At 74.6% G+C, this 15,478-nt stretch carries 19 protein-coding genes; 7 read left to right on the top strand and 12 right to left on the bottom strand.

Annotated elements, in window-relative coordinates; translation table 11 throughout:
• The first annotated feature begins 119 nt into the window (after positions 1–119).
• The gene (locus IEZ12_RS22420; RefSeq protein ID WP_229847783.1) at positions 120–1,445 is read left to right on the top strand and encodes an MFS transporter; all 1,326 of its coding nucleotides are present in this window, start codon (positions 120–122) and stop codon (positions 1,443–1,445) included.
• 121 nt (positions 1,446–1,566) lie between these two features.
• On the opposite strand, the gene IEZ12_RS22425 is transcribed toward IEZ12_RS22420, so the two are convergent.
• The gene (locus IEZ12_RS22425; RefSeq protein WP_229847785.1) at positions 1,567–2,283 is read right to left on the bottom strand and encodes an MHYT domain-containing protein; all 717 of its coding nucleotides are present in this window, start codon (positions 2,281–2,283) and stop codon (positions 1,567–1,569) included.
• A 272-nt stretch (positions 2,284–2,555) separates the two neighbouring features.
• Between IEZ12_RS22425 and IEZ12_RS22430 the strand changes: the two genes are divergently transcribed.
• The gene (locus IEZ12_RS22430) at positions 2,556–2,963 is read left to right on the top strand and encodes an NTP pyrophosphohydrolase (RefSeq protein ID WP_189274144.1); all 408 of its coding nucleotides are present in this window, start codon (positions 2,556–2,558) and stop codon (positions 2,961–2,963) included.
• A gap of 24 nt (positions 2,964–2,987) precedes the next feature.
• On the opposite strand, the gene IEZ12_RS22435 is transcribed toward IEZ12_RS22430, so the two are convergent.
• Positions 2,988–3,932, bottom strand: a complete 945-nt coding sequence (locus tag IEZ12_RS22435; RefSeq protein ID WP_189274019.1) for an AraC family transcriptional regulator — start codon at positions 3,930–3,932, stop codon at positions 2,988–2,990.
• Positions 3,933–4,015: 83 nt separating this feature from the next.
• Between IEZ12_RS22435 and IEZ12_RS22440 the strand changes: the two genes are divergently transcribed.
• Complete coding sequence (locus IEZ12_RS22440) at positions 4,016–4,849, top strand: NAD(P)H-binding protein (protein ID WP_189274021.1); 834 nt, start codon at positions 4,016–4,018, stop codon at positions 4,847–4,849.
• Positions 4,850–4,888: 39 nt separating this feature from the next.
• Here IEZ12_RS22440 and IEZ12_RS22445 read toward each other — a convergent pair whose 3' ends face one another.
• The 6 genes from IEZ12_RS22445 to IEZ12_RS22470 all read right to left on the bottom strand — a co-directional run bounded on the left by IEZ12_RS22445 (position 4,889) and on the right by IEZ12_RS22470 (position 8,394).
• Positions 4,889–5,206: a hypothetical protein gene (locus IEZ12_RS22445; RefSeq protein ID WP_043907202.1), complete on the bottom strand. Its 318-nt coding sequence runs from the start codon at positions 5,204–5,206 to the stop codon at positions 4,889–4,891.
• The gene (locus IEZ12_RS22450; RefSeq protein WP_157815729.1) at positions 5,203–5,364 is read right to left on the bottom strand and encodes a hypothetical protein; all 162 of its coding nucleotides are present in this window, start codon (positions 5,362–5,364) and stop codon (positions 5,203–5,205) included. Before IEZ12_RS22450 ends, IEZ12_RS22445 begins: the two co-directional genes overlap by 4 nt.
• A 201-nt stretch (positions 5,365–5,565) precedes the next feature.
• A complete protein-coding gene (locus IEZ12_RS22455; RefSeq protein WP_157815728.1) occupies positions 5,566–5,859 on the bottom strand; it encodes a hypothetical protein in 294 nt (97 codons plus the stop codon).
• Between the two features lie 317 nt (positions 5,860–6,176).
• Positions 6,177–6,464, bottom strand: a complete 288-nt coding sequence (locus tag IEZ12_RS22460) for a hypothetical protein (protein ID WP_189274023.1) — start codon at positions 6,462–6,464, stop codon at positions 6,177–6,179.
• Between the two features lie 101 nt (positions 6,465–6,565).
• The gene (locus IEZ12_RS22465) at positions 6,566–7,270 is read right to left on the bottom strand and encodes a class I SAM-dependent methyltransferase (RefSeq protein ID WP_229847786.1); all 705 of its coding nucleotides are present in this window, start codon (positions 7,268–7,270) and stop codon (positions 6,566–6,568) included.
• 53 nt (positions 7,271–7,323) lie between these two features.
• Entirely contained in the window at positions 7,324–8,394 is a 1,071-nt protein-coding gene (locus tag IEZ12_RS22470) for a glycoside hydrolase domain-containing protein (protein ID WP_308431068.1), read from the bottom strand.
• 228 nt (positions 8,395–8,622) lie between these two features.
• Here IEZ12_RS22470 and IEZ12_RS22475 point away from each other — a divergent pair, with 228 nt between their 5' ends.
• Complete coding sequence (locus tag IEZ12_RS22475) at positions 8,623–9,075, top strand: BlaI/MecI/CopY family transcriptional regulator (protein ID WP_189274025.1); 453 nt, start codon at positions 8,623–8,625, stop codon at positions 9,073–9,075.
• 3 nt (positions 9,076–9,078) lie between these two features.
• Complete coding sequence (locus tag IEZ12_RS22480; protein ID WP_189274026.1) at positions 9,079–10,011, top strand: M56 family metallopeptidase; 933 nt, start codon at positions 9,079–9,081, stop codon at positions 10,009–10,011.
• 78 nt (positions 10,012–10,089) lie between these two features.
• Here IEZ12_RS22480 and IEZ12_RS22485 read toward each other — a convergent pair whose 3' ends face one another.
• Positions 10,090–11,664 (bottom strand): LCP family protein, encoded by a 1,575-nt coding sequence (locus IEZ12_RS22485; RefSeq protein ID WP_189274028.1) that lies wholly within the window; start codon positions 11,662–11,664, stop codon positions 10,090–10,092.
• Positions 11,657–12,361, bottom strand: coding sequence for a DUF6542 domain-containing protein (locus IEZ12_RS22490; RefSeq protein ID WP_189274173.1), 705 nt, complete (start codon positions 12,359–12,361; stop codon positions 11,657–11,659). Before IEZ12_RS22490 ends, IEZ12_RS22485 begins: the two co-directional genes overlap by 8 nt.
• Before the next feature lie 283 nt (positions 12,362–12,644).
• Here IEZ12_RS22490 and IEZ12_RS22495 point away from each other — a divergent pair, with 283 nt between their 5' ends.
• Positions 12,645–13,316, top strand: a complete 672-nt coding sequence (locus tag IEZ12_RS22495; RefSeq protein WP_229847788.1) for a transglycosylase SLT domain-containing protein — start codon at positions 12,645–12,647, stop codon at positions 13,314–13,316.
• Here the strand turns inward: IEZ12_RS22495 and IEZ12_RS22500 are convergent.
• Positions 13,306–14,379, bottom strand: a complete 1,074-nt coding sequence (locus IEZ12_RS22500) for a protein kinase (protein WP_189274031.1) — start codon at positions 14,377–14,379, stop codon at positions 13,306–13,308. The two genes, IEZ12_RS22495 and IEZ12_RS22500, sit on opposite strands and share 11 nt — an antisense overlap.
• Positions 14,380–14,460: 81 nt before the next feature.
• Positions 14,461–14,919, bottom strand: a complete 459-nt coding sequence (locus IEZ12_RS22505; protein ID WP_189274033.1) for a MarR family winged helix-turn-helix transcriptional regulator — start codon at positions 14,917–14,919, stop codon at positions 14,461–14,463.
• A 154-nt stretch (positions 14,920–15,073) separates the two neighbouring features.
• Between IEZ12_RS22505 and IEZ12_RS22510 the strand changes: the two genes are divergently transcribed.
• Positions 15,074–15,478 (top strand): EF-hand domain-containing protein (locus IEZ12_RS22510; protein ID WP_229847790.1); only part of this gene is annotated, 405 nt, incomplete at its 3' end.

Raw genomic sequence — 15,478 nt, forward strand, 5'->3', positions numbered from 1 at the left:
CGCCGGGGCCGGTTGACCACTGGTTTTCATCTCGACATCAAGCATCTTGATATCAAGAGAGTTCTCCGGCAGAGTGCTCCCGGTACGGATCGAACGGCGGCGGGAACGGGGTGGCGACGGTGGGGACGGCGAGCAGGGAACGCGGTGGCGGGGCCGGGTTGTGGGCGCAGCTGCGGAATCCGCCGGGCGGGGCGGCCGGGCGGACCATGCTGGCGGTGGTGTTCGCGGACCGGACGGGGTCGGGGGTATGGGCGGCGGCGTGCGTGCTGTACTTCACCGAGGTGGAGCGGCTGACGGCCGGGCAGGTCGGGCTGCTGCTCGGCGTCGCCTCGGTGGCGGGCATCGCCGGCTCGCCGCTCGCCGGGCGGCTGGCCGCGTCGCTGGGGGGCCGGCGGGTGCTGATCGGGTGTCACCTGCTGCGGGCGGTGGCGCTGGCGGCGGTGCTGCTCTGCTCCTCGTTCGGCGCGTTGCTGGGCCTGGTGGCCGTGACCGCGCTGGGCGACCGGGCGGCGCGGGCGATGGAGATGCTGTTCGCCACCGACGTGGCGGGCGACCGGCGTTCGGTGTACCGGGCGCTGTCCCGGACGGCGATGAACGCGGGGTACGCGGCGGGCGCGGGCCTGGCCGCGATCGGACTCGCGGTCGGCACTCCGGCCGCGTACCGGGCGCTGCTGCTCGCCGACGTGGTCTCCTTCCTGCTGTCGGCCGCCCTGGTCGCGGGCGTCCGGGAGCCCCGGCACGAGGGCCGGGTGGTCGCCGGGTCCGGGCAGCCGTCGCCGGACGCCGGCTCCGCGGCCCGGCCGAGCCCCTGGCGGGACGGCGGCTACCTGCGGTTCGTCGCGCTGGACTGCGCGCTGACCATCGACGACGCGATCCTGAACGTCGGCCTGCCGCTGTGGCTGATCCACGCCACCCGTGCGCCGCACGCACTGGTCCCGGCGTTCCTGGCGATCAACACGGTGCTGGTGGTGGTCGCGCAGCTGCGGGTCTCCGCCCGGGTCCGGACGCCCCGTCAGGCGGTGCGGGCGGTGCCGATGTACGGCTTCACGGTGCTCGGCTGCTGTGCGGCGGCGGCCGCCGCGCACGGCCCGGGGCCGGTCCTCGCCTCGGCGCTGCTGCTGGTGGCGGCGGTGCTGGTGACCTTCGCGGAGCTGCTGCGCTCGGTGGTGTCCTGGGAGTTGTCGGTGGCGCTGGCCCCGGAGCGGGCCCGCCCCGAGTACCTCGGTGTGGCCGGAATGGCCCAGTCCACCGAGAAGGCGGCGGGCCCGCTGCTGCTGACGGGCGCGGTGCTCTCCACCGGCCCGCTGGGCTGGCTCGCCCTGGGCGCGGCGACCACCGTCGCGGCGTACGCGCAGCGGCACTTCGGCACGGCCCGGCTGGCCGCCGCGACGGCCGTCACGCCCGAGGACGCCCGGCTGCCCGCGCCGTCGACCACGTCGCCCTGAGCTCGGCCGACCTCCCGGCCGCCGCCCCGAACGGCCGGAACGCCGAACGGCCCGAACGCCGAACGCCGCCCGGGGAGTCGGGCGGCGTCAGGTGCGGCGGGGTACGGCGGGGGCGCTGCGGTCAGTGGCGTTCCTGGCCGAACAGGTCGACCCGGATCGGCTCGACGGCCGGGCCGGCGCCGGGCTCGTCGTCCTGCGGGGAGAAGGCGACGGCCAGGCCGGCGACGGCGAGCACCACCACGATGCCGACGGCCACCGGCAGGGCGAACTGCGAGGCGGGGACGCCGGTGCCGGGCGCGCGGCCGTCCAGGGTGACGGTGACGGCGGCCATCGCGGTGTAGTGCATCGCGACCACGGCGACGCCGGCGATCAGCGCCGCGCCGAGCGCCGCCGCCAGGCCCTTGATGTGCAGCGTCATCCACAGCGCGGCGGTGGCGGCGGCGATCGCGATGGCGACCGAGGCGACCACCAGCAGGGTGTCGTAGGAGACCGCGCCCTCGACCTGCATGGCGGCCATGCCGAGGTAGTGCATCACGGCGACGCCGCAACCGGTCAGCACGCCGCTGGTCAGCAAGGTGCCGGTGCCGCTGCCGCGGTAGCCGACGTAGCCGATGCCGAGGCCGACCACGACGACCGCGACCAGCAGGCTCAGCAGCGTCAGCGGAATGTCGTAGACCAGGGTGGAGGCGTCCACCATGAAGCCGAGCATCGCGATGAAGTGCATCGACCAGATTCCGCACCCGAACGCGCCGGCCGCCAGCGCCAGCCAGCCGGCCCGCTTCCGCGAGGGCAGCGTCACGGCCCGGGCCGTGCACCGCAGTCCGATGGCCGCGCCCACGCACGCGATGGCATACGCGACGACCGGGTTCACCCACCCGTACTGAAAACCGTCGAGATGGGCCATGGTGCCGTGATTCATGAGAGGGGGGTCCGATCGGGAAAAGCGAATGCTCGTACGGGATTGCCGCACAGACAATACCGCCCAGTAGTGACTGGTTCGTACCAACCCTCAAAAATCGCCTTTACACTGCCTTTTCGCCTCCCCCACGACCTGCGCATCGCCGAGCACAGCGTCCGCACCGCCCGTGCACCGTGGCAGTCTTGACGCCCATGGAGAACTTCGACGGCCCGGCCGATCCCCGACCGCCCCTGCTGGTGGTGGACGGCGCGAACATGGTCGGCTCGGTCCCGGACGGCTGGTGGCGCGATCGGCGCGGCGCGGCGGAGCGCCTGCGCGACTCGCTGACAGCGGTGGCCCGCGACGGACTTCCGGAGCTGCCGGGCCCGCTGACGGTTGTTCTGGTGGTGGAGGGCGCCGCGCGCGGGGTGGAGTCGGTGCCCGGTGTCCGGGTGGAGTCCGCTCCCGGCAGCGGTGACGACCGGATCGTCGAACTGGTCGCCGGGGAGCCCTCCCGCCGGTGCCTGGTGGTCACCGCCGACCGCGGCCTGCGCGAGCGCGTCACCGCGCTCGGCGCCACTCCCCTGGGCCCGCGCACCGTCCGCCGACCGGGCGGCTGAGCAGGCCGTCAGGCGGAGCAGCCGTCAGGCGGAGCGGTGGGCGCGGCGCCAGTGCGCGGGGCTGGCGCCGCGGGCGCGCTTGAAGGCGGTGCTGAAGGCGAACGCGTCCTCGTAGCCGACCTCGCGTGCGACGGCAGCGACGGTGCGGTCGGTGTCACGCAGCCGGTCGGCGGCCAGGGTCATCCGCCAGCCGGTGAGGTAGCCGAGCGGGGGTTCGCCGACGGCGGCGGTGAAGTGCGCGGCGAACGTGGCCCGGGACTGCCCGACCTTCGCGGCGAGTTCGGCCACCGTCCAGCGGTGCCCGGGGTTCTCGTGCAGCAGCCGCAGCGCCTCGCCGATCGCGGGGGCGGCCAACGCCCGGTGCCAGGACGGCACTCGGGCGTCCGGACGGGCGCACCACTCGCGCAGCGCGAGGACCAGGACCAGGTCCAGCAGCCGTTCGAGGACGGCGTCCTGGCCGGGCGCCTCGTGGGCGGTCTCGGCGGCGAGCAGTTCGAGGACGGCGCGGGTGCGCGGCCCGGCGGGGACCACGGCCAGTGGGCTGAGGGTGCGCAGCAGACGTTCGCCGACCTCCCCGCGGATCTCGTACGCGCCGCGCAGCAGGGTGGTGGCGCCGGGCAGCCCGTCGCCGTAGGTGCGGGGCGCGAGCGGCTGCTGGGCGGGGGCGTCGGCGTCGATCAGGTGTTTGCGCCCGTCGCGGACGACCATCTGCGGCGGGGTGTCCGGGGAGTCGGCGATGGTGTACTGGGCGGTGCCGCTGACCAGTGCGATGTCTCCGGCGGCCAGCCGGACGGGCGCGGCCCCCGGGTCGTCGTCGAGCCGGACGCTCGCCCGGCCGCCGAGGGTGGCGACGACGGTGAGCGGCGGGGCGTCGGCGAAGGTCGTCGCCCACGGGGGCCGCTGGATCAGTTGCCGGATCTGCGCGTTGGTGGCGCGGGCCCGGTGCAGCAGATCGCTCAGAACATCCATGTGACGCCACGTTAGACGATCACGAAGGTCTGCGCGACGATCTCCCATGGATCGTCCGAACTCGGCGCGGTTGGCTGAGGGGCATGAAGAGCATCCTGGTTCTCGGCGGCACCGGCACGACCGGCCGCCGCATCGCCCGCCGGCTGTCCGCCGACGGCCTGCCCGTCCGTACCGCGTCCCGCACCGGCGGCGACGTCCGGTTCGACCTCGACGATCCGACGACCTGGGGGCCCGCGCTGGACGGGGCCGGCGCGATGTACCTGCTGGAGCCCGCTCTGCGCCCGGGCGCCGACCGGCACCGCATTGCCCGCCTGGTGTCCGAGGCGGTCGCGGCGGGCGTGACCCGGCTGGTGCTGCTGTCCGCGTACGGGGTGGGCGAGGCAGACGACGGTCACCCGTTGAAGTCGGCCGAGCAGGCCGTCCGCGGCTCCGGCGTCGACTGGACGATCCTGCAGCCCGACTGGTTCGCGCAGAACTTCAGCGAGTCGTTCTGGCTGCCGGGCGTCCGCTCCGGCACGCTCGCCGCCCCGACCGGCGACGGGCGCACCCCGTTCGTCGACGCCGAGGACATCGCCGCGGTCGCCGCCGCCGCCCTGACGGAGGATCGCCACCGCGGCCGCACCTATCGGCTGACCGGCCCGGCCGCGCTCTCCTTCGACGAGGCGCTCGACGTGATCGCCGCCGCGACCGGCCGGACGCTCCGTCACCTCGACGTCCCCGCCGCCGCGTTCGCGGACCGGCTGACCGGGGAGGGCGTCCCGGCGGCGGCCGCCCGGCTGCTCACCGGCCTGCTGGTGGACGTCCGCGAGGGCCGCGGCGCCACCGTCTCCGACGGCGTCCAGCAGGCCCTCGGCCGACCGCCCCGCTCCTTCGAACAGTTCGTCGACGAGGCGGCCGCGGCCGGGCGCTGGGCCTGAGCCGGCCGCCGGATCGCACCGGGGCCCGCGCCCCGCCGGTCAGGACAGGCGGGTGCGGGCTCCGGTGGGGCGGGTCCGGCCGCGGGAGGTGGGGGCGGGGCGGGTCGGCCGGCGGTCCCGGCGCGGCTGGTCGCGGCGCGACTGCTCACGGCCGGCGAGGGCGGCCTTGAGGGCGCGGACGGCCAGCAGGACGGCGACGGCCGCGAGTTCGGTGGGCTCGGCGGTGCCGCTGCGGGCGGCCGCCGCCTGGCACACCGAGCACCAGACGGCGCTGGCCCGGCCGCCGTCGGGGTAGTGCAGGGCGGGCGGCACCAGGTAGTGGCAGCCGCAGCTCTGGCAGACGAAGACCAGCCTCATCGGTGCACCACCCCCGAGCCCGCACACACCGTGCACGGCGACCAGAAGGTGCGCCGCACGGGCTGCTGCCACCCCTGGCCGTCGGTCTCCACGGAGTGCTCGGTCTTCTCCGTGCCGCGCGCCCCGGCGCAGCCCGGGCAGGTCTGCTGCTCGGTCATCGTCCACCTCCAGAACACAGACCGTAGCGTGTCGACCCCGGTGAGCGACAGCCGTTCGCCGTCGGACCACTCACGGATGCAGCACCGACCGCGCACCCACCGCGCGCGCCACGGCGCCCCGCGCCGGTCTCGCCCCCCTTGCGCGCCCCCGTCGACCCGCCCCGTCGACCCCTGCCGCCGACCCGTGCCGGTGACCCGCCGTCAGCCGGTGGGCCAGTCCGCCGGCGAGGCCTCGACGTCGTTGCCGCGCACCCACACGGTGGAGACGCCGAGCAGGCGACGCATCACCGCGAAGCCGCCTTCCCACCCGCCGGGCAGCCGCAGCCGCCCGGAGCGCACGCTGCCCGCACTGAACCGGGTGTCCCCGCTCTCCAGCACCCCGGTCCAACCGGGCAGGCCGAGTTCGGGGACGTTTCCGGTCAGTTCCACCTGGACGGGGATCTCCAGTCCGTCGGCCAACAGCAGGGCGGGGCCCCGGTACACGGGTGTGCTCATGCGTAGAGCCTGCTTGACCTGCCGGTATCTACGCAAATCCCGCAATCCCGACGGACCCGGGCAGCCCCCGGCGACCCCGCCAGCCGAAATGCTGACGGCCGGTCAGTTCGGGTACGGCCAGCGGTATCCGAGCTCCTCGGCGCGCTCCCGACTCCCGGCGACCACCCGGGCGTACCGCTTGGGATCCTGCCGGGCCAACCGCCGGAGGGCAGCGGCGGCCTGGGATTCGGGCGGGGCGCCGTCGTCGGGGATGGTCCAGCGGAAGCCCAGGGGTCGTCCGCTCAGCAGCTGCCTGAGCTTCCGCCCAGGGGGGTCGCTCAGCGGCTGCCGAGGCGGCGTTCCAGCTCCTCCAGGTAGCTGTCGCCGTAGGCGTCCGCGAGGTCGTCCAGGTCGATCATCGGAGGAATGTCGATCACGGGCTGACGCTCGATCAGGAACGCCACGGTCTCGTGCACCACGCGCCCCTCTTCGACCTCCGGGAGCCCGGTCCGGTCGAACACGCCGTCGGTGACCCGGATCTGGGTGGAGGCCTGGGCCGAGCCCTGCTCGACCCGGACCAGGTATTCGCGGTCGCCCAGGGGCTCCACCCGGATGTCAGCTGCCATGGCGCAGGTCGTCCTTCCCTCGGTGCTCGGCCGTCGGGGCCGTGCCGGTCATGGGTGCCGACGCCGCGCGGCCGACCCGCCGGGCGCCGGGCGTCTCCACCTTACGACCTGCTGACGCCGTCTCCCGCCAGGCCCTGCCCGTCCCGCGCCCCGGGGACGGCGGCTGACGGCTCGTCGGCGGCATGCAGCGCAAGGTAGGTCCAGCTGACGCCGGCCCTGGCGTGCGGGTCCTCGCGGTGGGCGAGGTGCAGCGGCGCCAGCCCGTTGGCGCGGGCCAGGGCGACCGTCTCAGGTGCGCCGACCGGGAACATCCGGCGGCCGGGCGGCACCGGGCCGTGGCGCAGCGAGAGGACGATCCGGCCGCCGTCGGCGAGCAGGCGGGACAGGGTGGCCATGGCGGCGGCGCGCTGTTCGGCGTCGAGGTGCATCCAGACGGCGGTGAGCAGGATCAGCTCGTAGCGGTCGGCGCGGGCGGTGAGTTCGGGCAGCTGCGGGAGGGCGTCGTCGACCCAGTCGACGGCGTGCCGGGCGTGCCGGGCGCGGGCGAGTTCGCGCATCGCGGCGGTGGGTTCGACGGCGGTGACGCGGTGCCCGGCGGCGGCGAGGGCGGCGGCGTCGCGTCCGCTGCCCGCGCCGATGTCGAGCACGGCGGCGGGCCGGGTCGGGAACAGGTGGAGCACCTCGCGGTGGACCTCCGCGAAGCTCACGCTCTCGTACTGTTCGACCAGGGCTTCGGCGGCGTCGGCGTATCCGGCGGTGCTGTCCATGGCCGACAGGGTGCCGGGGTCCGTGGGTTCGCTGTTCACAGCGGCACGCTAGCGCACCCCGGCATCGCCGGCTCCCCTGCCCCGACGGGCCGTCAGCCGACGACGGCGACGGGCGCGTCCCAGGCGTTGCGGTCGACGGTGAGCGCGGCGCCGCCGTAGGTCTCCTTCTGGTTGACCTGGTACTGGTGGGCGCGGCGGTGGCCGGCGTACAGGCCGCCGGCGAACGGGAAGCTGCCGGTGGTGTCGGCGGCGCCGTCGTAGCGGGCGTACCAGAGGGCGTCGGGCAGGTCGGCGGCGCCGGCCCCGGCGGCCTGGGCGATGCCGGCGGCGCTGGACGAGGCGAAGCCGTAGAACCCGGCCCAGTAGCCGGAGTTGTGCACGGCGCGGTTCCAGGACTGGGTGTACGCGAGGACGGCGTCGGCGCAGCCGGTGTCGGCGGTGTTGTACGCCTCGACGTCGAGGTAGAGGGTGCTGCCGGCGCGCATGCCGAGGGCGGCCGCCTTGGCGACGGCGTCGTTGCCGTCGCTGGTGCCGAGCGTGGTGGCGGTGTCGGCGGTGAGCTTCTCGGGGCTGTTGCCGGTCTGGCACGGGGGCTGCGCGCCGACGTACAGCGGGACGAGCTTCCAGCCGGTGTTGGTGACGGAGCCGACCCAGCCGGCGGTGAGCTGGGGCTGGGCGCAGCCGCGGTTCCTGCCGCCGATGTAGACGGCGGCGGCGCCGTACGGGGAGGTGCCGTACCAGGCGTTCATGGTGGCGAGCGGGGGTGCGGTGCAGGTGTCGAAGGCGAGTCCGGTGAACGTCGCGGGGGCGGTGCCGGGCTTGGCGGCCGGTGCGGCGTTGCGGGCGGCCGCGGGGGCGGTGGCGCCGGCGGAGGCCGAGGGGGCGGCGGATCCGGAGGGCTTCGCGGAGGCGGAGGCCGACGGGGAGGCCGAGGTGGAGGGGGACGCGGACGGGGAGGCGCTGTCGCCGGGCGCGGGTGCGGTGTCCGGGTCGGTGGGGGCGCTCGCGGCGGGTTCGGCGGCGCGCGGGGCGGGGTGGTCCTTGGTGGTGGCGGCGAGGGCGGCGACGCCGCTGCCGATGACCAGGACGGTGGCGGCGGAGAGCAGGACGGCACGGCGGCCCCGGGGGCGGCGGGACGATGCGCGGGCGCGGCGGTGCGACACGGGGCTCTCCTGGGCGAAACAGGGCGGAACGGGGCAGAACGAGGTGGGGGGGAGGGTACGGCGAGCATGATCACCGCGGGTGCCGCACACCATAGCGGGTCCTCGGTCAACTGCTTGTTCGCGTTCGGTAAACGCTTTCCCGCTCCGTCCCGCCGGGTGGGCGGCCCCTAGGATGGGGGTGAACAGTCCGAGTCGAGCGCGGGGCGGCCGCGGCGGAGGGAGTCTCCGATGGAGTTGGCGGGCCCCGATCCGGAGATGGGCGAGTCCGGTGACGGCGAGGAGGGCGGCCGGCGGCGCCGCGGCCAGGGTGAGCTGGCGACCGAGGTGCTCACGGTGCTGCACGGCGCGCCGGGGCCGGTGACGGCGTCCTGGGTGCAGGAGCAGCTGGGCGGCGAGCTGGCGTACACCACGGTGATGACGATCCTGTCGCGGCTGCTGGCGAAGCAGGCGGTGTCGCGCAGCCGGGTCGGGCGGGCGTACGTGTGGTCGGCGGCGGCGGACGCGGCGGCGGGTCTGACGGCCCGCCGGATGCGCCGGCTGCTGGACACCGAGCCGGACCGGGACGCGGTGCTGGCGAGTTTCGTGACGGCGTTGACGCCCGAGGACGAGCAGCTGCTGCGGTCGCTGCTGAACGCGGCGGACCCGCCGGGGAGCGGCGCGGGCCGGGGCGGCGGGGGCTGATCCATGGGCTTCTTCGTCTTCCTCCCGCTGGTGCTGCCGTTGACCTCGTGGCCGATCGCGCGGCTGGCTGAGCACCATCTGCACCCGCGTCGCGCGGTGCGGCTGCTGAGCTGGATCGGCGTGTCGATGGCGGTGTGCAGCACGCTGGCGCTGGGGCTGCTGTTCGTGGTGGGCACCGCGCAGATTCCGGGCAACCCGCTGCCGGACAGCTGGTCGGATCCGGAGATCCGGACGGCGGTGCCGTTCCACGAGGAAGTGGGCACGGCCGCGGTCGTCGGTCTGGTGACGGTGCTGACGGCGTGTTCGCGCTCGTTGCGCCGTCATCTGCGGATCCGGGCGCGGGCGCAGCGGGCGCTGGCGCCGATGCCGCTGGATTCGGACCTGGTGGTGCTGCCGGACCCGGAGCCGTACGCGTACGCGGTGCCGGGCGTGCCGGGCCGGGTGGTGGTGTCGACGGCGATGATGGACAGCCTGGACGCCGACGAGCAGCGGGCGCTGTTGGCGCACGAGCGCTCGCACCTGGCGAACCGTCACCACCGCTACCTGCTGGCGGCGCAGTTGGCGAGCTGCGTGAACCCGTTCCTGCGGCCGTTGCAGAAGGCGGTCGGCTATGCGACGGAGCGGTGGGCGGACGAGGAGGCCGCGGGTTCGGTGGGCGACCGCCGGCTGACGGCCCGCGCGGTGGCCCGGGCGGCGCTGGTGACGCGCTCCGCGGTGCCGGCCCCGTCGTTCGCGGCGTTCGCCGCCCCGGGCCCGGTCCCCCGCCGGGTGACGGCCCTGCTCAGCCCGGCCCTGGGCGAGTCCTGGCCGCCGCCGGCCAGTCCGGCCGGTCTGGCGGCGATGGTCGCGGCGGCGGGCACGGCGGCCTCCGCGGTCTTCGCGCTGAACGCGGCGGTGGCGCTGCTGCTGCTGGTGAAGGCCGCCACGCCCTGGTAGCCCGGCCCTCGACCAATGGGAAGGCCCCCGCTGCTTCGGCGGGGGCCTTCTCTCGTCCCTGCGGGCTCCGGGCGGGTGTCAGTCCACGCAGGGCACTCCCCCGGCCTTGACCGGCGGGCCCTGCATCTGGAGCGTCGCGGCGGGGTTGGGGTCGGCGCCGGCGGTGGGCGTCCCGCCGGGGGCGGTGTACTCGGTGCCGAGGGTGATCTGGACGTGGCCGGCGAGGACGGCGGTCGAGGCGGTGGCGGTGGCGCCGTAGCGGGTGGCGATCTGCTGGGCGGCGTCCTTGGCCCCGGCGCCGTACTTGACGGTGGTGGTCTTCGGCCTGGTGTCGGAGTTGGTGGCCTTTCCGGCCCGGTAGCCCAGCGCGGTCAGCGCCTTGGACTCGTCGGCGGCCGCACCGGTGACGGGCGAGCCGTTGAGCACGTCGACGGTGGTGTCGGCGGCGTTGGCGGGCGGCGCGGCGTCGGGTGCGTCGGTCGTGGCGGCGGGCGCGGGCGCGGGGTCGGCGGCGGCCTGGCCGAACAGCTGCTTGACGATGCGTCGCAGCTTGCCCGGGTCGACCTGGTTGACCTCCTGGCCGCCGATGTTCGCGAACTTGTCGATCGGCAGGGTGTTGAACTCGACGTTGCCGCCGGTCAGGTTGGGCGCCTGCTGGGCGAAGTCGAGGATCTGCCAGTCGTCGTCTATCACCACGTCCTTCTTGACCACGTCGAGCAGCGACTGCAGCTTGCCGAGGTCGTCCATCACGCCCTGCTGCTTGAGCTTGTACTCGACGGAGGCGATGAAGGCCTGCTGGCGGTGGGTGCGGTCGAGGTCGCCGTTGGTGAGGTTGTGCCGCTGGCGGACGAAGGAGAGCGCCTGGGCGGCGTCCAACTGGCTCTCGCCGGCGGGCAGTTGCAGGCCGGTGCCGCCGCCGGGCCTGATCACGTTGCCCTTGCTGTCGGTGACCCGGGAGACGATCGGGTCGTTGACGGGCTTGTTCAGGCAGACGGTGATCGGCTGGACTGCCTTGGCGATGTCGTAGAAGCCGAGCAGGTTGACCTCGGCGAAGTGGTCGATCGGGATGTCGAGCAGCTTCTGCACGGTCTGGATGGTGGCGGAGCGACCGGCCTCGCGGCTCTGGTGCTCCAGGTCGGCGCCCTTGACGCCCTTGGCGCGCAGCTTCTGCTCGGCGGCGTCCTTGGCGTACCCGTACGCCTCCTTGATCTTGTGCATCTTGCCGTCCGCGCCGTACGTCTGCACCCAGTCGTCGCGCGGGATGGACACCGCCTGCACCTTTCCGCTGGGCGGGATGTGCAGCACGATCAGCGAGTTGGTGTTGTAGCCGCCGATCTCGCTGGAGCCGGCGTGCAGTTCGTCCTGGACGAACTCCTTGGGCAGGTCGTTGCCGTCCATGTCCTTTCGGCTGTCCAGGCCGATCAGCAGCAGGTTGATGGACTTGTCGAGGTGCTTGGGGGCGTTCTTCTTCGCCTCGTCCAGGGCGTGCGAGCGGGTGACGCCGTTCAGGTCGTTGACGGTGTACCAGGCGAAGCCGCTGACGGCGAGCACGGCCAGCGAGACGCCGCAGGCGACGGTGCGGCCGGCGATCACCAGGGGGGCGGGGCGGGACGGGCGGGCGCCGCCCCGGCGGGCGCTGCGTTGCTCAGCCATGGTGGGCCTTCCGGGTGCGGCGGGTGCGGACGACGGTGGCGAGCAGCGCCGCGGCGACGGCGGCGACCATCGGCCAGAACTGACCGCTGATCAGCCGCAGGCCCTGGGTGGCGAGTCCGGCGCCCTGGTAGCGGTCGCTGCGCGCCAGGTAGTCGACGGCGCAGGCCACCGTCAGCGTGACCACCGGTGCGCCGCTGACGATCCACCACCAGCCGCGCCGGGTCGCGACCAGCGCGGCCATGCCCGCACCGAGCACCGCGCACGTCGAGTAGAGCCAGCCGAGTCCGCCGCCGAACAGTTCGTCGGCGAGCGCCCCGAGCACGGGCAGTCCGAGTGCGGGCAGCACCGCGGGCATCCGGTTCGGGGACGCGGCCGCCGACCGGCGCCGCTCGGCCCGCGGGGCCGCGGCCGGGCGCCCCTCCCCGGTCCGGCGCTGCTCCCCGGTCCGGCGCTGCTCGGTGACGCGTCGCCCGGGCTCGCGGTAAGCGCTTTCCGACCGCTCCCCGGACGCCCGGTAAGCGCTTTCCGACTGCCGCCCGGAGGCACGGCGCGCGCCCTCCGGCTGCCGCCGTCCGGCCCGCTGGGTCGGCATGGACGTCCCGCTCGGTCCGGGGGTCGGCGTCGGCGCCTGCTGCCCGTACTCGTCCCGCCACAGCGGTGTCTCGCCGCGCGAGCGCGCCGGCCTTCGCCCGGTCATGGTCACCCCTCGTCCACTGCCGCGTCGTCGGTGCGACGTGCGGCCGGTTCGGCCTGACAGACGCACACCGGACGCCGTCCGGTTCCTCTACACGCATGTAGAGATTGGAGCGAAGCATACAAATTCGTTCCGGGTACGTAAGCTCACCCCCAGGTCGTCGCGGCGGGCCGCCCGCCGCGAGCGACACCTGGCAGAACGCAGCAGGCCGTCGGCAGGACACGGCCGCCGGTCGGCGGCGGACCGGTGGCCGGGCAGGCGGACCCGGACAGAAGGAGGCCCGGCGGTGGCGGAGCGCGGCGCGAAATGGCCGTGGGCGGTGCTGGCCCTGGCGGTGCTCGGCATCTGGCTGTACGAACGCGGCGGCGACTCCGCGGCCCCGTCGGCCGGCGCCCCGCCCGCCGCCTCCGCCCCGGCCCCGTCGGCGGGCACGCCTTCACCCGACTCCTCGTCGACGCCGCGCGGCTCGGCCGACTACTCGCCGCCGCGGTTCGTCCCGGAGGTGCGCAAGTACGCCGCCGAGGCGGGGGTCGACCCGCAGCTGGTGATGGCGATCCTGTTCAACGAGTCGTACAAGCCGCACGGGCCGGACGTCGAGCGGGCCTGGCAGAAGATGAAGCCGGAGGCCTCGTTCGGCATCGCCAACATGCACCGCGCCGCGTACGAGGAGTGCCGCCGCAACCGGTCGTTCGCCGCCCGGCCGTGGGAGGACCTGCCGGACGATCCGGCGCTGGCGGTGCAGGCGGCGGCCTGGCACCTGCACGACCTGGGGGCGCAGCTGCCCGCGAAGTGGGCGGGGTCGTACAACCGGAACGAGCTGATGGCGCTCGGCTACAACACGGGTGCCGGCAACATGCTGGCGTTCGCGCGCGGCGCGAACCCGGGCCCGGAGGCCCGGTCGTACCTGGACCGGCTGCACGACAACTGGGCGAAGTCCGGCGAGCTCGTCAAGGTCTGACGGCTCGCCGGTCGGTCGCCGCCTGTTCGAGTTCGGCCCGCGGGTAGGGCGTGAGCTTGCTCTCCCTCAGCAGGCGGCGGTGGAACCCGTCCAGCGCCACGGCCATCGGGGCGTGCCGGTCGAGCAGGGCGGCTGCGGGTCCGGGCACGGTGGCGGGGCGGTGTCCGGCGAGCCAGGCGCGCAGGAAGTCGGTGCGTTCGCGCTCGCCGCGGTAGCGGTCCAGCAGATGGTGCTGGAGCAGGTGGGCGGCGGTGTAGTGCCGATCGTAGCCGCGGTGGTCGGCGAGGAAGCGGCGCTCGGCCGGGGTGAGGTCGAAGCGTTCGCCGAGGGCGAGGCCGAAGTCGGCGAACGCGATCAGGCGGCCGTCGGTGAGCACGTTCCGGAAGTGCGCGTCGAAGTGCAGGAAGCCGCGTTCGTTCATGAACCGGGTGCCGCGGGCCAGTTCCTCGGCCGCCCACAGCTGCGGGGCGCCGGTGCGGTCGGGATGGTCGTGGAGCCAGTCGGCGAGGGTGTGCGGCAGGTGTTCGAGGAACAGCACCAGGCTGTGCGAGGCGCCGGCCAGCGCCTCCAGCCGCCTGCGCACGGCCGGGTGCCCGTCCCAGTGGGCGACGGCGCCGTCGACGCCGCCGAACTCGTCCATGAAGCCCGCCGGCGGGGTGTCGGGCAGCACGCGCCAGTGGTGCATCAGCGGGAAGCCCTCGTAGGCGCCGTCGAGCACCCAGTGGGTGGTGAGGATGTGGGCGGCGAGCTCGCGCCAGGCGCCGAATCCGGTGGAGCCGATGCCGTACTGGTAGAACCCGGGCAGCTCGAACAGGTTGGCGGTGCTGCGGACGTGGGCCGGTTCGAGTTCCAGGTCGGTGAGCGGCACCCGTTTGACGAACACCCGGGTGCCGTCGACCTCCACCGCACCCGCCCGACCGCCGATCCCGGCGGTGACGGGCCCCGAGTCGCCCGCGGCGTCGAGCAGTTCGCCCAGCTGCCGGTCGCCGAGCAGGGCGAGCGCGGTGGCGACGCGCCCGTGGGTCCTGATCCGGGCGTCGGTCGGATCGTCGGCGTGACGCATCGGCAGCTCCCGGGCCCGGCGGTGTGGTCCGTCCGACCCTACCGTCGGGCGGCCGGCGACCGGCGGGCGGGCGGCGGGCGGTCAGTGGTGCCAGGCCCGGCCGCCGGTGTTGTGGATGAACCGCTGCAGGACCTTCATGGTGGTCAGGTACTCCTCGTCGGAGATGTCCCGGTGCCGTTCGGCCCACAGTTCGTCCTGGCGGGCGGCGGCCTTGGTGAACAGCGCCCGACCCTCGGGCGTCAGGGCGAGCAGGCCGTCGGCGGACTGGGTGACCCAGCCGCGCTCGACGGTCAGGTCGATCTCGGCCCCCATCGCCTCCGGCCCGGCGTCGAGGTAGCCGCTCAGCAGGTCGGAGATCCCGGTGCGGCTGCGCGGTTCGGTGGCGTGGGCGAGCTGGGCGAGCACCCACCACTGCGGCTGGGTGGTGCCGAGCTCGGCCAGCGCCCCGCGGGTGCGGGTGACGACGGCCTTGTAGGCTGCCCAACTCCAGTACCCGATGGGCTGCTTGATCAGTTCGGCGTCGCTGTGCGTGTACTCCACGGCCGGGCCCTCCCCTGGTCTCAGGTCGATGCGGCCGAGCCTAGGAGTTCAAGTCCGCTTGAGGTCAAGCATCGATCGCACCCTCCGCGCCCCGCCCGTTGACGCGGCCCCTAAACTGACTCTCCGTCAATTCCTTGCCAGCGGAGGGTCACCAGTGTCCGAGGACCTGCTCATCGCCAAGATCAGCCACGGTTTCGACCACCTCGACGCGGACGGCGACGGCCTGCTCACCGAGCAGGACCACGTCCTGATGGGCCAGTCGCTGGCGCGCTCACTGGGCCACCCGGCCGGGTCGCCGCAGGAGAAGCGGGTGGTGGACGCGTACCTGGCGATCTGGCGCGAGGTGCACCTGCCCCAACTGCCCGACGGAGCACGGGCGATGAGACGCGCGCAGTTCCTGGAGTCGACCGCGGCGCTGGCGGACGATCCGGCGGCGGCCGAGGCCGCGCTCGGCGGGTTGGCCCGGGCGTTCCTGGCGGTGGCGGACGCGGACGGCAGCGGGGTGGTGGACCAGGACGAGTTCTTCCTCTTCCAGCGCGGCCACTTCCCGCAGCTGCGG

This window comes from Kitasatospora griseola (assembly GCF_014648555.1).
GTDB classification, from domain to species: Bacteria; Actinomycetota; Actinomycetes; order Streptomycetales; family Streptomycetaceae; genus Kitasatospora; species Kitasatospora griseola.

Coding starts and splice junctions, on each gene's coding strand:
- IEZ12_RS22460 (WP_189274023.1), bottom strand. CDS start 6,464: ATGGCAGCTGACATCCGGGTGGAGCCCCTGGGCGACCGCGAATACCTG.
- IEZ12_RS22455 (WP_157815728.1), bottom strand. CDS start 5,859: ATGAGCACACCCGTGTACCGGGGCCCCGCCCTGCTGTTGGCCGACGGA.
- IEZ12_RS22490 (WP_189274173.1), bottom strand. CDS start 12,361: ATGACCGGGCGAAGGCCGGCGCGCTCGCGCGGCGAGACACCGCTGTGG.
- IEZ12_RS22485 (WP_189274028.1), bottom strand. CDS start 11,664: ATGGCTGAGCAACGCAGCGCCCGCCGGGGCGGCGCCCGCCCGTCCCGC.
- IEZ12_RS22500 (WP_189274031.1), bottom strand. CDS start 14,379: ATGCGTCACGCCGACGATCCGACCGACGCCCGGATCAGGACCCACGGG.
- IEZ12_RS22440 (WP_189274021.1), top strand. CDS start 4,016: ATGAAGAGCATCCTGGTTCTCGGCGGCACCGGCACGACCGGCCGCCGC.
- IEZ12_RS22430 (WP_189274144.1), top strand. CDS start 2,556: ATGGAGAACTTCGACGGCCCGGCCGATCCCCGACCGCCCCTGCTGGTG.
- IEZ12_RS22450 (WP_157815729.1), bottom strand. CDS start 5,364: ATGACCGAGCAGCAGACCTGCCCGGGCTGCGCCGGGGCGCGCGGCACG.
- IEZ12_RS22445 (WP_043907202.1), bottom strand. CDS start 5,206: ATGAGGCTGGTCTTCGTCTGCCAGAGCTGCGGCTGCCACTACCTGGTG.
- IEZ12_RS22475 (WP_189274025.1), top strand. CDS start 8,623: ATGGAGTTGGCGGGCCCCGATCCGGAGATGGGCGAGTCCGGTGACGGC.
- IEZ12_RS22480 (WP_189274026.1), top strand. CDS start 9,079: ATGGGCTTCTTCGTCTTCCTCCCGCTGGTGCTGCCGTTGACCTCGTGG.
- IEZ12_RS22435 (WP_189274019.1), bottom strand. CDS start 3,932: ATGGATGTTCTGAGCGATCTGCTGCACCGGGCCCGCGCCACCAACGCG.